At 53.2% G+C, this 13,244-nt stretch carries 9 protein-coding genes; 2 read left to right on the top strand and 7 right to left on the bottom strand.

The window, feature by feature from the left end; genetic code table 11:
- Positions 1 to 155: 155 nt before the first annotated feature.
- Together AC2FD9_RS05815 and AC2FD9_RS05810 are read right to left on the bottom strand one after the other, a co-directional pair.
- Positions 156 to 818 carry a hypothetical protein gene (locus AC2FD9_RS05815; RefSeq protein WP_496696254.1) on the bottom strand — a complete coding sequence of 221 codons (663 nt, stop codon included), beginning with the start codon at positions 816 to 818 and terminating at the stop codon, positions 156 to 158.
- Between the two features lie 727 nt (positions 819 to 1,545).
- Positions 1,546 to 2,499 (bottom strand): helix-turn-helix domain-containing protein, encoded by a 954-nt coding sequence (locus AC2FD9_RS05810; protein ID WP_496835846.1) that lies wholly within the window; start codon positions 2,497 to 2,499, stop codon positions 1,546 to 1,548.
- 284 nt (positions 2,500 to 2,783) lie between these two features.
- Here AC2FD9_RS05810 and AC2FD9_RS05805 point away from each other — a divergent pair, with 284 nt between their 5' ends.
- Positions 2,784 to 4,514, top strand: a complete 1,731-nt coding sequence (locus tag AC2FD9_RS05805; protein WP_496835845.1) for a sulfatase-like hydrolase/transferase — start codon at positions 2,784 to 2,786, stop codon at positions 4,512 to 4,514.
- A 246-nt stretch (positions 4,515 to 4,760) separates the two neighbouring features.
- Here AC2FD9_RS05805 and AC2FD9_RS05800 read toward each other — a convergent pair whose 3' ends face one another.
- The gene (locus AC2FD9_RS05800) at positions 4,761 to 6,188 is read right to left on the bottom strand and encodes a DUF1214 domain-containing protein (RefSeq protein ID WP_496835843.1); all 1,428 of its coding nucleotides are present in this window, start codon (positions 6,186 to 6,188) and stop codon (positions 4,761 to 4,763) included.
- A gap of 237 nt (positions 6,189 to 6,425) precedes the next feature.
- Between AC2FD9_RS05800 and AC2FD9_RS05795 the strand changes: the two genes are divergently transcribed.
- Entirely contained in the window at positions 6,426 to 7,448 is a 1,023-nt protein-coding gene (locus AC2FD9_RS05795) for a helix-turn-helix domain-containing protein (protein ID WP_496835841.1), read from the top strand.
- A gap of 27 nt (positions 7,449 to 7,475) precedes the next feature.
- Here AC2FD9_RS05795 and AC2FD9_RS05790 read toward each other — a convergent pair whose 3' ends face one another.
- The 4 genes from AC2FD9_RS05790 to AC2FD9_RS05775 form a co-directional block, all read right to left on the bottom strand.
- Positions 7,476 to 8,039, bottom strand: coding sequence for a hypothetical protein (locus tag AC2FD9_RS05790; protein ID WP_282168895.1), 564 nt, complete (start codon positions 8,037 to 8,039; stop codon positions 7,476 to 7,478).
- Between the two features lie 482 nt (positions 8,040 to 8,521).
- Positions 8,522 to 9,991 carry an MBL fold metallo-hydrolase gene (locus AC2FD9_RS05785; RefSeq protein WP_496835839.1) on the bottom strand — a complete coding sequence of 490 codons (1,470 nt, stop codon included), beginning with the start codon at positions 9,989 to 9,991 and terminating at the stop codon, positions 8,522 to 8,524.
- A 622-nt stretch (positions 9,992 to 10,613) separates the two neighbouring features.
- On the bottom strand, positions 10,614 to 11,411 hold the full coding sequence (locus AC2FD9_RS05780; RefSeq protein WP_496835837.1) for a GNAT family N-acetyltransferase: 798 nt from the start codon (positions 11,409 to 11,411) through the stop codon (positions 10,614 to 10,616).
- Between the two features lie 376 nt (positions 11,412 to 11,787).
- Positions 11,788 to 13,203 (bottom strand): FAD-binding oxidoreductase, encoded by a 1,416-nt coding sequence (locus tag AC2FD9_RS05775; RefSeq protein ID WP_496835835.1) that lies wholly within the window; start codon positions 13,201 to 13,203, stop codon positions 11,788 to 11,790.
- Positions 13,204 to 13,244 lie beyond the last annotated feature (41 nt).

Raw genomic sequence — 13,244 nt, 5'->3', positions numbered from 1 at the left:
TACGAGCACCACTGACGCGATAAATAATTTGATTCCGTAAGTTAGGCGGCGAGCCCTTTCGGCTTTGAGCTTTTTGCCCAGTTTTTCGTCAATCGAATCTAGAGTCACAGTTTGATCCTTCCGGCTCTTTCGTGGGGGCGGCGGCTTACAACAGCCTAATGTCGCGACAATTTTTCAACGCATTTGTCGTTCTGGCGATTGAAGGGTTGATTGCATTCCCAACTATCGCCTCGTCGGTTTATATGAGCGTTTGATGGGACGATGATTGCCATGCATTTGCCTTTGATTGTGCGGAAACCACGCTCGCATTTCCATCCGGTATAGGTGTCAGATGTGAGGTATGCGTGATCAGGAATGGCCACAGGTTCGCAGCCACTTTCTGAAGCAATGAAACCTCTCAGGCATACCCAACCATCTACGCTGTTCTTTTCGGTCAGGCGACCGTTCAGAGGGACTTCGATAGCAATACAGTTCCGGCCCTCTTTGCGAAATCCCCAGTTGCAATGTATTTCTTGCACACCAAATCGGGTATCAACGAACCCGTTTTCCGGTGCAATTACTTCCTCACACTCTTCACCAATACGTCGAAACAATCGATTGCAGGTCCACCTATCTCCCGTTGACGTGAGGAAGGCATTTTCAGGAATTGCTATTTCCTCACAAATATCCCCAATACGTTGGAATCCGTGATTGCATTCCCAGCCACGTCCATAGGAACTGCCTGTCAAATATGTGTTTTCAGGCGCTACCTGAGCTGAGAGCTTCGTTCCCGAAATCAACACAATTAATGTCAAGATCAAACACGAAATATCGCGCATATATATGATTGAAGTCTGGTTAGTGTGGTGTCTGGGGCCGGACCTATCGGGCATCAGACACGCAGTTGATGAGCCATATATTGTTCATGTACCGCCTGCTTTCATGTGTCGTTCGTCGTCTGACAAAGATCAGGAAACAATTGCAAAGGTTTGCGAGTAACGAGTTCGTTCCGAACACCCTAGCGGAACCCGTTCCTAAGCTGGGGCACATGCTACAGATTTTAGGAAGGCCATTGGATCATCGAAGTCGGCAGCATTGCGACGACGAATAAATTTCTCCAATACATTCTTGTGGTTCTTATCAGGCATAGAGTCAAGGAAGTATCCTTTGTCGCAAAGTCCACTTTATGCGCAAAAGCATGCGCAGATTGATGCCTAGGCTGTAGAAGTGGCGAGCGACGGCTTAGCGCCCTCTCTGTTCGTTGGGTGCCCTAATATGAAAGTCAGCCATCGTCGTCTAGCAACCTTGCAGCCATGTCTGATTTGGTCTGGCAGCGGCCTTCCGGAGCGAAAAAGCGGATGTCCGAAAAGTCCGCATAGTGGTCATTCGGGATTGTTTAGCCCAACGTCCGCATCGAGCCCAAGGTTGCCGTTGAAATAAACCGCGGCATCTGTCGCGAACGGCGGACCTTTGCTGCAATTTGATTGATTGACCGAATGCTCCCTCATTGGCCGTCAACATCCCTACACACGTTTCCGCAGCAATCTTGAAAGATAAAACGGGTGTTCACTCCTGACCTGCACCGGTTTGTGATGGCAACTCCCCGAACATGTTGTGGTAGTCTTGAGCGAATTGCCCTAGGTGCCAAAAACCCCAACGGTTAGCGATGTCGGAAATGCTGTAGTGATTGGTTTTACGGATCAGGTCGGATCGAACCCGATTTAGGCGAATTCGTTGGTAGTACTTCTTTGGCCCGACACCAAACTTCTCGAGGAAGGCACGATCCAAAGTGCGCCATGAAACACCGACCTCCCTGCATATTTGGCTGATCGGAACATTTTCGCCAAGGTGGGCTAGCATCAACTCGGTAGTTTTCGAAACGGCCCGAGACCGGATCAAAGGCGTGCTTTTGTCTTCGTGTTGATCGTATGAGTTTGCCGCTAACAGAAGGTCAGCAACAATCTCCTCTTCGATGGCGTCGGTCATCGGCGGTGCGTAACTGCCCATAAGCCTTTCAGAGAGTTGCCGTATCGCTGCCAGACGTTTGTGCTGTCCAAAAATTGCCGGTTTCGCAGAAGTTCGTAAGCTCTCCGGGATATTCAGGCCCAAGGCGTCAGCCAGAAATTCTACATCGTGCTCTTTGACAGAAACTGTTGTGCCGCAAAAATGTGTGGCGCTTACGCCGTCAAACGGATCGGAACTGCCGAAAGACAGCAATTCGGATTCCGATGTCTCCTGACCTTGCCACACCTGAACAGCGTTGCGCCGGATTACGCCAAAGGTAAGCAACCCTTTGGGTGACACGCCGGTTTGGTGCACGGCGCGTGACATTGAAATGTTCAACAGTGTTACAATGCTTCCGGCGCGAAGCGTTACCTTGGTTTCCATTGCACCGGCCTCGATTTGTCGAAAATCAATTTCCCAAGGAGAGAAGCCGTTTATGTCGTTTGGCTCCGGCAACGTCATCACCACCAGTGGTTCGGACTTGGGCAGGTTTGGCGAATTTTTGATGTGGTTCATTCCCTGCCTCAGTTAGTTTCCCGGCAATGTTAACCTCCGGATGAATGTTTGAGCAAGTTGACCCGCGTCGTAGTTAGAGAACGCAAACCGGCTACAATGGGACGCCCGCCGCTCCCAAAGTGCGAACGACGTTCAGAACGCATCGTCACGCTTCTGACGTGGGATGAACGTTCGGAACTGGCCCGGCAGGCTGCCGCTACTTCTCAATCACTGTCTGCATACACCCATCAGCTGATCACTGATGGCCTGAAAAACCAAAAGAATTCAAACAAGGATGCCAAACCATGAAACAAAAACGATCTGTGGGAGTAATTGCGATCCTTACGGCATTCGCAACGAGCGCTCTCGCACAGGAAAACGCAATAGTTCATGACGCTGAATACTACATTCTGGAAACGCAGAACGGGAAGGTCTGGGCCGTTGAGGACGACGAACTGGACAAGAAACTGGCGGCCCTGAGAGAGCAATACGGTGCTCCCCCGAATATCGTCCACTACATGTGGGACGACCAGCCACCGATGGCTTTCGGCGATCCGATTTATCAACAAATACGCGGCTACTCGACACCAAATCTGAACCAGCTTGCCGAAGATGGAATGCAGTTTTCACGCATGTATACCGAGCCGGGCTGCACGCCCAGCCGTGCGGCGGTTCTGACAGGCCAGAATGCTACCCGCACAGGCACCTGGGAAATCGGATTTCCGATTGAGTATACCGGACTGGCGGCGGAAAATGTGACCTTGGCCGAAGTTCTGTCGGCTCAGGGTTATGCAACCGGTTTTTTTGGAAAGCAGCATCTGGGAGATATTGAGGAATCCTATCCCATCAACCAAGGTTTTGATGTCGCGTTCTGGGCGCTCTACAATCAAGTCACCAGCCTATACAATGCAACTGGCGAGGGTGCCAACGCGATTGTCGGGATGAAAGAGGAGTTGCTTGCGGACAACCCCTATCAGCGCGACCATAGATTCGTTCTGGACGAAGGTTTTGTCTTTTACATGGAAGGCAAGAAAGGCGAACAAGCCGCCGAATGGCGCAACGGCTCACAAGAAGTACAGAACTACAATGATTTCGACATCGAGAGCCGGAAGCGTGCAATCAATTTCATTCGTCAAAGTGCAGAAGCTGACAAGCCATTCTACGTCGCATGGTGGCCGCTTTGGATGTCCTTCATTCCTAACCCTCAGAAAGTGACCTTGCAGCGCGGCATGGTGGGGGAAAGCTATCATCGCGTAATTGAACCCGACATCGCTCTTTTGCGGGAAACTCTTGCAGAATTAGGAATTGCAGAAAACACACTGATCGTTGCCATGGCCGACAATGGCCCGATGACACACAATCCGCCTGCCGGTGCCGGTCTGGGTGAAGGCCTGTTTCGTGGTGGCAAGGGCGACTTTACTGAAGGTGGTGTCCGGGTTCCCGCAGCAGCACTTTGGCCGGGCGTGATCGAGCCAGGTACTTATGCGGCTGACATGATCCACGAAACCGATTTGTTCACGACATTTGCTAGGCTGGCAGGAGCCACCCAGCATATTCCCACCGACCGCATCATCGACGGCATCGATCAGACGGCGCTGCTGCTCAACGGCGATACCCACGGACGGCGCGATCATGTGTTCATTTACCAGGGGCCTGACCTAGCGGCCACAGTCAAAAACCAGTTCAAAATCCACTGGACATCGGATGATCCGGGGCAGGCTAAGTCCGGCCTGACTGCTGTTTACGATCTATATAACGACCACCGTGAAGCCAATCCAATCGTCGTCGGTGGCTTCCACTTTAAGGAGCCGTTCAAGCGAATGCGCGCCCGACATGAATTGTGGAAACAGAAGTATCCGGACCGCAAACACAACCGCGGACCAGCGTATGCAAACCTGTCCAATGCCCGTCCCGCCACGCTGGCCTTGTCAAACCCGCCAGCAGATTTTGATAGCTTGCCGTTTGATCCGTTGGAATTCATAGAGCATCTAGACCAATTGCCCTACGAATTGGGTGAGCCGGGATACGGCGAATGACAATGCCGGAGAATTGCCGCCCGGCGGTGGTTCTCCTATTACTTTACGACAATCAACTGAAACGGTTTGTTTGAAGCACACCTGACCTTGAACCGGTCGTTTGCGGCAAGGGCGGTGATTGACTGGATAAGGCCGACAGCGCTAATTAGACTTATTACCGCCAATGTCCGCTCTTTCCCGCAAAGTGGACATTCGCCAAGATTGAGCGAATGTCGGCTCAGAGCCCAAAGCAAACACTAAAATTTTTCAATCCGTTCGTTCCATGTCATTCAGCTCAAACCTACTGTCCAGCAGACTAGGTTCCGGACCATAAAACCGCGCGAGAAGGAAAAAACGACGTTCTGGATTGGTTGGAAGCCAGTTGCTTTCTTTTCCTTCTGGTGCCTTTGGCCCGAAGAAAATATCAACGGACCCGTCGTCGTTCTTAACGACGCTGGCCATGTTAGAATCGATAGTGCTTGGCTCAATGTCTCGAAGGTATGAGGCCGTTTCCAGATCGTAAGTCGTGATCGACCAGAAATCGCGGACCGGAACATTGGCAGGTACGGTGATTTTGTAATTGCGGTTGCCATCGAGCCACTCTCCATCTGGAGTCTCGGCCAGATCGAGGTAGTAGGTTGCTGTCCCGTAATTCTTAACACTTGTTATGATCGCGTAGTAAAGTGCACCGCGCGCCACATAGTCGTAGTATGAAGGGTATTCATAGCTCCATTCTGTTTCTCGCGATCCATCGGGAACAAGCGCTGACCACTTCTTCCCTTCGAACACAAATGGATTGAGCACACGGTGGTACTGGTCAATCATGTATTCGAGTGCTTCAGGACCAGCTACATCATAAATAGCCTGCAATTTTGCATCGGGTTCAAAAGGGTCGTTACGCGTGATTCCGATACGTGCAAGTGCACCCATCATGGCAAGATCGCGATCCAACACGACTTCTTCGCCTATCATCTCGTGGATGTGACCATAGATTCCACCATCCATCTTAGGCGTCATTTCCAGCGGCACGCCGTAGACATCAACATAATTTGTTGCGGCCTCCTCTCCAGCCTCTGACAGCGGATACACCTTGATTTGTTTAGTCAATGCAGTGGCTCTCGCAAGGTTTTCTTCGGTCGGACCTCCGGCGATAATCGGCCGGAGCACAGCAAAGCCGAAATTGGTTTCCTGCTCATAGACCAGGGCATTCCTGAGCAGCGGACCATCATAATTTGGCGGCACCAACAGGTATTTTGCGCCAAGGCCTCTGTCGCGCCCTTTTGAGCCCACATCGTCAAGTGGGCGTTGCCAAGCGTCCATCACGGTGCCAAAGATGCCAATCCCTTCGACTGAAGCAGGCATTTCGAACACAACTGGCCCATCTTTGATGTTCCAATATGCATGAATATAGGGCGTCGTATTGTTGGGCGTAGCGGTTTGGAAGCGCCAATCTTGAACCTTCGAATTGTAACCAATGTCATTCGGCCCGACACCGGCCCGAGCGAGAGCATCGATGTAGAATTTGAAGTTCATCAAAGGCATGGCCCAGACAGCAGCATCAACTGCGCGATGATAGGTCATGCGGTCCGCAGTGTTAGCGTTCGATGGGTCAAAATCCTCGGCATGACTCGCAGTCGCGACGATCACCCCCAAAACCAATGCCTTGATGGCACCTAAACTCTTCCCCCAGCCCATAACGAAACTCCTTCTGGAACAAATTTCTGATTCTGAATTGCGATTGCCAAGACTATAGGCAGAATCTGATTATTTGCACTTGATCGGTCGCGCGATGAATGACTGCTCCGTCCGCACAGCGGTCACTGATGCACTGCGCGGCGAACGACTGCTCTGAGCCCAAACCTGCAATCCCAGAAATCAAACTTACAGCGAAAGTTCTGGTCAGAAGATACCGGATCTCATTAATGTCGTCCGATGAGTGCATTCCCTATAACCTGGCTGGTCAGCGTTCTGATGACGATCGCTGCCTATATGCTTGCCTGGAATACGCGCGTTCCTGGCCGCTCAAGGATTTTCCTCTGTGCCTTTCTAATTTGTCTGGTGCTTGTCACCGTCTTGCTAGGAATGCGGGTCTCATTGGACTGGCTTTGGCCCGCCCGCATGCAGCCCTTTGTCGCCATTTTGGCGGCTCCTGCAGCCTATCTCGGATTCGCTGCCCTGACAGTGGACAACACTGAGCGTTGGAACAGCATGTTGCTTGGCAATGGGGGGCTTGTCGGGGTCGCGGCGCTGTGGCTAGCCGCACCAGAACAGGTTTCTGCCGATGTGTGCATCCTGGCCATCAACTGTCTCTATATCGTGCGTCTGGCAAGTTTGTTGCGCCATGGCCCCGATGATTTCCTGTCCGTTCCGCCGCATGCAACCGGCCTGTGGCGTTCGGCGATATACGCCACAATTGCGTTGATCGGTCTGATGATTGCGGCTGATGGCTTGGTCTTTGCAATCAGTCTTGTGGCGAGTGAACCACATCTCGTGACACTTTTGACTGGGGTCTCGGGTCTGTTCACCGGGTTCGTCTTTGTCGTCGCGTTGATAGGCGTGCCCTTGATCCTGCACGTATCGCAAAGGGAAGCCCCCGACCGTGTGGCGCCGTCTGACGCGGACCACGCATTAATGCAGACCCTCAATGCGATCATGAAAGACAAAGAACTCTTTCGCGATAGCAACCTCACTCTGGCACGGGCGGCGAAACGCATGTCGGTTCCAGCCCGCGATCTGTCTGGGGCGATCAACCGCGTTACCGCCGAAAATTTTTCGCGTTTCATCAATGGATATCGCATCGCCTATGCGCAGGGCGCCTTGCTGGAAACCGACCTGCCGGTGACAGAGGTTATGTTCGAGGCGGGTTTCCTGTCGAAATCCAGTTTCAACACGGAGTTCCGACGCGTGACGGGGTTGACGCCATCGCAATTCAGGATCGTGGGCGCAGACGGATAACGACCGCCTGCGACCCGATAGGCCTGGCTAGACACTCTGACAGGAAACGGGCTTTGCCTTTCCCCAAAAGATGTCTTCAAGGATATTGCGACCCGGGTTGATGACAAAACCAGACCGCTCGTCTAGCCCGGATTGCAGCACAATGTCAGCATCTGGGTCCATGTGGTCGCTGACGCTGTACATGTCGCTGACGACATCCCAGCCTTTCGCCAACGATCTGGCGACCTGTCTGCTTCTGATCAGAAAGTGGATCGGGTCAGCGACGTGTCCATTTATTGACTCGCCACCAAAATCCCCTGCAACAAACCTAACGGGAATGTTCAGACACAACCCCGGTTGATCGGTGCGCAGGATTGCTTTCCCGCTTCCAGCGAAGCCGCGCAGAGCAAGAAGACTAACTTCGCGAGGTCTTTCGACCAACAGAAACCCGAAGGCTCCCGCAGGAATGTTGTGCCCGGCACTGGTAGACACTTCTTCTCGCGTGGCGATGGCGTCTGTATCGCGCGCACCGTCGGCCTGCGCTGTGCCGGCAATAGATGCGCCGATAAGAACTACTGCCAAGCGCTGGTAAAGAGATAATGGGTTCGACATCGTCTTGTCCTTTGATGAGTTTCGCATGAGCCGCAGTTGCGACCATGAGGCGCATCAACACCGGTTTTGGCTGGGGTTCGCCCGAAGACATGATTCAGAACGTTCTGAATCACGATTCAAAACGATAAAGCCGGAAAGCGAACGTCTGCTAAGTCCCGCAAAGTAGACATTCAAGCAAGTTGCAGCCAACGAGCGCTTTGCGGACAAAGCTGCCGATAAGTCAGTTTGTTGGGAGGTATAAGCCGGCCCTGAGCGGCCGTTCTCAGAAAAGCTCTTCGCTGCAGCGCAGCTTCCCTGAACCGGTCATCAACGACATCGTGCGGCATGGACTGACAGGCCGGAGTCATGCGCCAAGGCCCGATCGGGGCTCGATGGCACTTCTTTGCGCCAAGGAGCGACTATACGGGCATCGCTGTTGGACGACCGGTCATCTGTTTCGAACCGTTGTCGCCCGTACAGCAGTCGGGAACGACCTTAACGACCTAGAACACGAACACCCCAAGCATCTGCCAGCCGATCGCATCATCGACTTGGATGCAGTTATAGGGCCAGAACTGCCGCAACACGTCTGCATCGGGATGCTTTTGGCCCTTGCTGGGGTCGGAACAAAAGATGCTCGCGCGCGGCACCACAAGGGCTGCGACCTCGGGTGACGAGTTCCCGGACGCGCCATGATGCATCACTTGGAAAACCGAGGCCTTGCCGAGGCGGCCATAGGGCGTGAAGAAATTCTCGAACCCAGTTCGGCGCGGCTTTGAGTTCAGCGAACCATCTCCTGTGAACAGCATAGAGAAATGGGTCGCGGATAGGCGCGACCTATCTGGCTTGTGCTGCCAGGCCATATTGCCAAGTTGTGTCTCGCCGGTCTTGAAATAGGCCTTGGCAGGTGTCGACACCGGACCGCCGTACAGGAACAGTGATATGATATTGCGGCGATAGGCGCTGCTGCCGAAGGTCGTGTCATAATGGGCTTTAAGTGCATCCTGGGCCTTTTTCCGGTCGGCCGGATGGTTGGCGTCTAGCAAGGTCTTGATCAGCGGCTCGACGGTCGCCGGGAAACCTGCCGGGCAACGCTTGGCTTGGTGTGCATCGTTATACGGGACGAACTCCCAGAATCCGTCGATGTCGAGCACCGATCCCATTTTCAGGAATTCCGCCCCCGAAAGGCGCTGCCCTGTCACGCCGGGGATCTCGCTGCCGACCACGTCTAGGACGCGTTCAGTTTCCAGTCGTAATTTCATCGGCCGGTCGTCGACCTCCCCACGCGGACCGACGGGCGGACCGGCGTCGGGCGCGGACGGGGGGTCGCCCGCGCTCGGTGGCACGAAAACGATCCTCGCCTCCCCACCTCCGTCTACGCCACGAAGGTAGCCGGCGGGATCGACTAGAAACCGCAGAAAGTCTGCGTCGAGATCATCAGATGATGCCGCTATCCAGAACCGCTGCCAAAGCTGCAGGAAGGGCAGGAGGATCATCTTCACCTCGAAAAGCCCAAGTAGGTACACGAGACCGGAAATATGGTCGGCGTCGAAATGAGACAGAGCGACAAAATCGAGACTGGGTTTTGATCCTGGCATAGCGTTGCGCGCGGTGCATAAGTCATTGAGCTCGCTCTTGACCTGTACTGCCGCGGTGACGCTGCCGCAATCATATACCCAAGTGAAAGGCTGGCGGCTCCCCTGACGCAATTCGCCAGAGTGGAGCATGCCTTGTCCCACGGGGTGGAAGCGATACGCAACCTGCCACGCATCCTTGGCCACGCCAACCGCAGCAACCTGAAATATCGCAAGGAAGTTCGCGAGCTCAACTTGTGATGCAGCAGGGACGTTTGGCCCGTAAGTTCCGTTACTAATTTGACTAATGCGCCCAGAGTTGACTGGCCTATCTGGCCGGTTAAAATAGAATTGTATGTCTACGTTGCGCTCGCCTATAGCAAGTAATGCCTTTATCAAGCCGATTTCCTCGTCAGTGATACTTCTCGCCACTTAAATACCTACCGTAATTATTCAGCGCCCAATTTCACCACTTTCAGAATAGTCAAACCCATACACTAACGAAAGTCACCATTGACATGGTCGAGTGCGTAGAGCGATCGGCCCACGTACCCGAGAAATGTTGGCAGATCCAATTCAAGATCGATCCAACCTACTGAAAGGATTAATTTTTATCTCGCGAACCGAAAGGCACCCATCTTACCTTACGAGGGTCAGTATTCATAATCAGCGGATGACGAGAGCCGAGGGGGCGATGGCTGACCAACGGCGGGGCACCGAACGTTGGCTCCACTACGCACCTGGGTCATTCATCCGATGCGCAGCGAACGGCAACTTCCCGACCCAAAACGACAAATGCTAAGCCCATTACCTAAGTCGCCTTTGGGCTGAGAACGGTAATTGCCTTGTGCTGAGTGGATGGCGGCTCTGTCCGCATGGCAGACATTCATCGCAGATACAGCGAAGGCCCACTTTGAGCCCAAATGAGACTAGAGTTTACCCCGTTTTACCTTTTTCAAGGAACTAACTCAGGCTCTTGGTAGCACTGATTACACAATGCGACCACAGACAGCCGGATGGGTCACTTGGTTAACCGATCTTCTGAGTATACGAGAGGGTCTATGATCGCGACTATGTCGCTTCCACTGTCCTCCAAGCCAAGTCTTTCGCAAAGCCGTGCAGAGGGAATGTTGCCCGGAGCGATGCCTGTCTTGAACCCTGTGGCCCCAAGCTTTTCATGCGAGTGAATTAGAGCTATCGCCCCCAAGACTTTTGCAATGCCCTCGCCCATGCGTTCAGGTTTGGTCGAGAGTTGCCCCCATTGTGCGCGACTATGCAGCCGACTGCTGGAGGGATGACACAGAACTGAGCCCGCAGTTGCGACTGGGGCACCTGATTTATCAACGACGACCATAGCAAACCCGGGACGAGACAATCCGCGCATCACCGGACCTATTGGCGGTAAAACACCGTGGCTCAACGCGACTTCCGCGAAAGCTTCAAGCCATTCTGGCGGAGAGCTGCGATCAATCACTCGTATGGATAAATCTTCGGGCAACGCCTGAGTTGCGACCACTTGCCGAGCGGCTTCGACACAGTTCAGACCGCCAAGATAGCAAGCAATCGTGTCGGTCTTTAAACCTTCGCTTTCAATTCGTTCGCGCGCCGTCGCAACCTCCTCACGCGGTATGCTTTCTATCGCCGTGATGCCAAGAATTCGGGCCATTGCGACGGCATCATCCAACGCCCCGCTATATTCGTTGGCAATCTGTATACCACGCCCATGGCTACAAAACCGAGGGTCATCACCCAACAGCTGCATAAGATGCTCGCCCATGGTTGACATGCGTCGTTGTGCTTCACTTCCGAATACTTCCATGAGATTTCCCTCGAAGTACCACATGACAGTTCGGAGATGATCGTTTGATAGGGGTCGTGTCGTCAAGCGGACGTCACGCGCAAGACTGCGACACAAAGAGGACTTTGGAAAGGGCGAATGGCAGCTATGTCCGCACAGCAGACGCTCACGAGTACTTTGCGAATGACTGAACGGAGCCCAAAGCGGTCAAATGTTCAGCAAAGCCCTTGCCGCCGCAGCGGAACACGGCATTCGCCTGACAGTAGCAATGACAGTATCGGCATTTTTGACATGAAAAATATCGGGTGGTCTGAATGCACAACCAAATATTTGTTGTCAAATTTCAAGCATAAACTCTATGCGTCCATACAGATCAGTCTTTCTAAATCGGATGGCCCTACTCAGGCACTATGTTGTGATTGATCCTGAACAGATTTTTTGGATCATAGTTGCCCTTTATTTTCGAAAGCTTCCCGCTGTTTAGGCCGTATGCACCAGCCATATGCTCCGCTTCGTCTTCGGGCATAAAGTTTACATACGCGCTACCGGTCGCATGAGGCCGCATCTGATCATAAAGTCCTTGCGCCCACGCAATACACTCACCATCCTTGTTTGGGTCTTCCCATCGTGTGTGAACATTCATTATGAAGTGTGCTGATCGTTGCGGATAAGCTGTTGAGTCTGGTTCAATGCGTGCCATTGCGCCACCTACATGCGCTATAAATACTTCGCAAGCAGGGTCGGGAAGGCTGGAAACCGCCTCGAGAAGTCCTGTGATTGCTTCCGAGGAAAGCACGTCGAAATCATGGCTTTTCCAATAGTTCCGAGCGCCCGGTGTAAGCAAAGGGTCGAATGCTGCTTGCCAGTCTACAAACTTGTGAGGTGAGATAACGTCGGCTATAGGTTCTCCAAGCGCGCGCAAAGCCGACATTGCTATTTCACCCTCGTTCATAGGGCCGCTGTAGCAAGCCGCGAAGATTAGCACCTCTCTACCATGCCACTCTTCTCGTAGGAACGGGAGAGGAGGAGCTTTTCGCATCACGCTCCAGACGGTCAGCTCATCGGGTGAATCATCTGCAATGGCTGCGAATTCTGCAAGCAGCTCTGGCGCCTTTTCGATCGGGTGAACGATCAGGCCGGACAGAACGTCGGGCCCAAGATCATGCAACTGGAACTCGAATGAGGTCACGACGCCGAAATTGCCGCCTCCACCGCGGATGGCCCAGAAAAGCTCCGGATGGCTTGTGGGCGAGGCGGTGACAATCGTCCCATCTGCCGTCACAACTTCTGCCGACAGAAGATTGTCGATCGTCATTCCGAATTTCCGCGTCGTCCACCCAAAGCCGCCACCAAGAGTCAGGCCAGCGATTCCAGTTGTCGAATTGATGCCGACAGGGACAGCAAGCCCATGAGCCTGAGTTTCGCGATCTACATCGCCAAGCAATGCACCCGGTGCAACCCTAGCAGTCTTGTTGACAGGGTCTACGTGTACCGATTGCATCTGGGACAGATCGAGTAATACCGTCTCGTCTGCAACAGCGTGACCTGCAATTTGATGCCCACCTGATCGGATTGACATTATGAGGCTGGCGTCTCTAACAAAGTTTACAGCTTTCTGTACGTCGCTCGCCCCCATCGCGCGGATCACGAACCCAGGGTGACGTTCGAACATGCTGTTCCATGTTGTTCTTGCGCCTTCATATTCCGGAGTGCCCTGTAAGTAGACGCCGCCGCGAAGCGAGGAATTAAGCGCATCCAAAGCGTCTTGACTCACAGTTGCCGTGATTCCGTCGAGTGTTTTTATGTCGTACATGCATAGGCCTCCCTGTTTTCAGGTCAGGCTTCTTGCGCGGC

The sequence above is a fragment of the Ruegeria sp. YTSC230 genome (genome assembly GCF_059609665.1).
This window is presented reverse-complemented; position numbering and strand designations above follow the sequence as displayed.

What these genes read in the sequence shown, in the direction of transcription:
- AC2FD9_RS05815 (WP_496696254.1), bottom strand. Translation starts at nt 818, where the DNA reads ATGCGCGATATTTCGTGTTTGATCTTGACATTAATTGTGTTGATTTCG.
- AC2FD9_RS05810 (WP_496835846.1), bottom strand. Translation starts at nt 2,499, where the DNA reads ATGAACCACATCAAAAATTCGCCAAACCTGCCCAAGTCCGAACCACTG.
- AC2FD9_RS05805 (WP_496835845.1), top strand. Translation starts at nt 2,784, where the DNA reads ATGAAACAAAAACGATCTGTGGGAGTAATTGCGATCCTTACGGCATTC.
- AC2FD9_RS05800 (WP_496835843.1), bottom strand. Translation starts at nt 6,188, where the DNA reads ATGGGCTGGGGGAAGAGTTTAGGTGCCATCAAGGCATTGGTTTTGGGG.
- AC2FD9_RS05795 (WP_496835841.1), top strand. Translation starts at nt 6,426, where the DNA reads ATGAGTGCATTCCCTATAACCTGGCTGGTCAGCGTTCTGATGACGATC.
- AC2FD9_RS05790 (WP_282168895.1), bottom strand. Translation starts at nt 8,039, where the DNA reads ATGTCGAACCCATTATCTCTTTACCAGCGCTTGGCAGTAGTTCTTATC.
- AC2FD9_RS05780 (WP_496835837.1), bottom strand. Translation starts at nt 11,411, where the DNA reads ATGGAAGTATTCGGAAGTGAAGCACAACGACGCATGTCAACCATGGGC.
- AC2FD9_RS05775 (WP_496835835.1), bottom strand. Translation starts at nt 13,203, where the DNA reads ATGTACGACATAAAAACACTCGACGGAATCACGGCAACTGTGAGTCAA.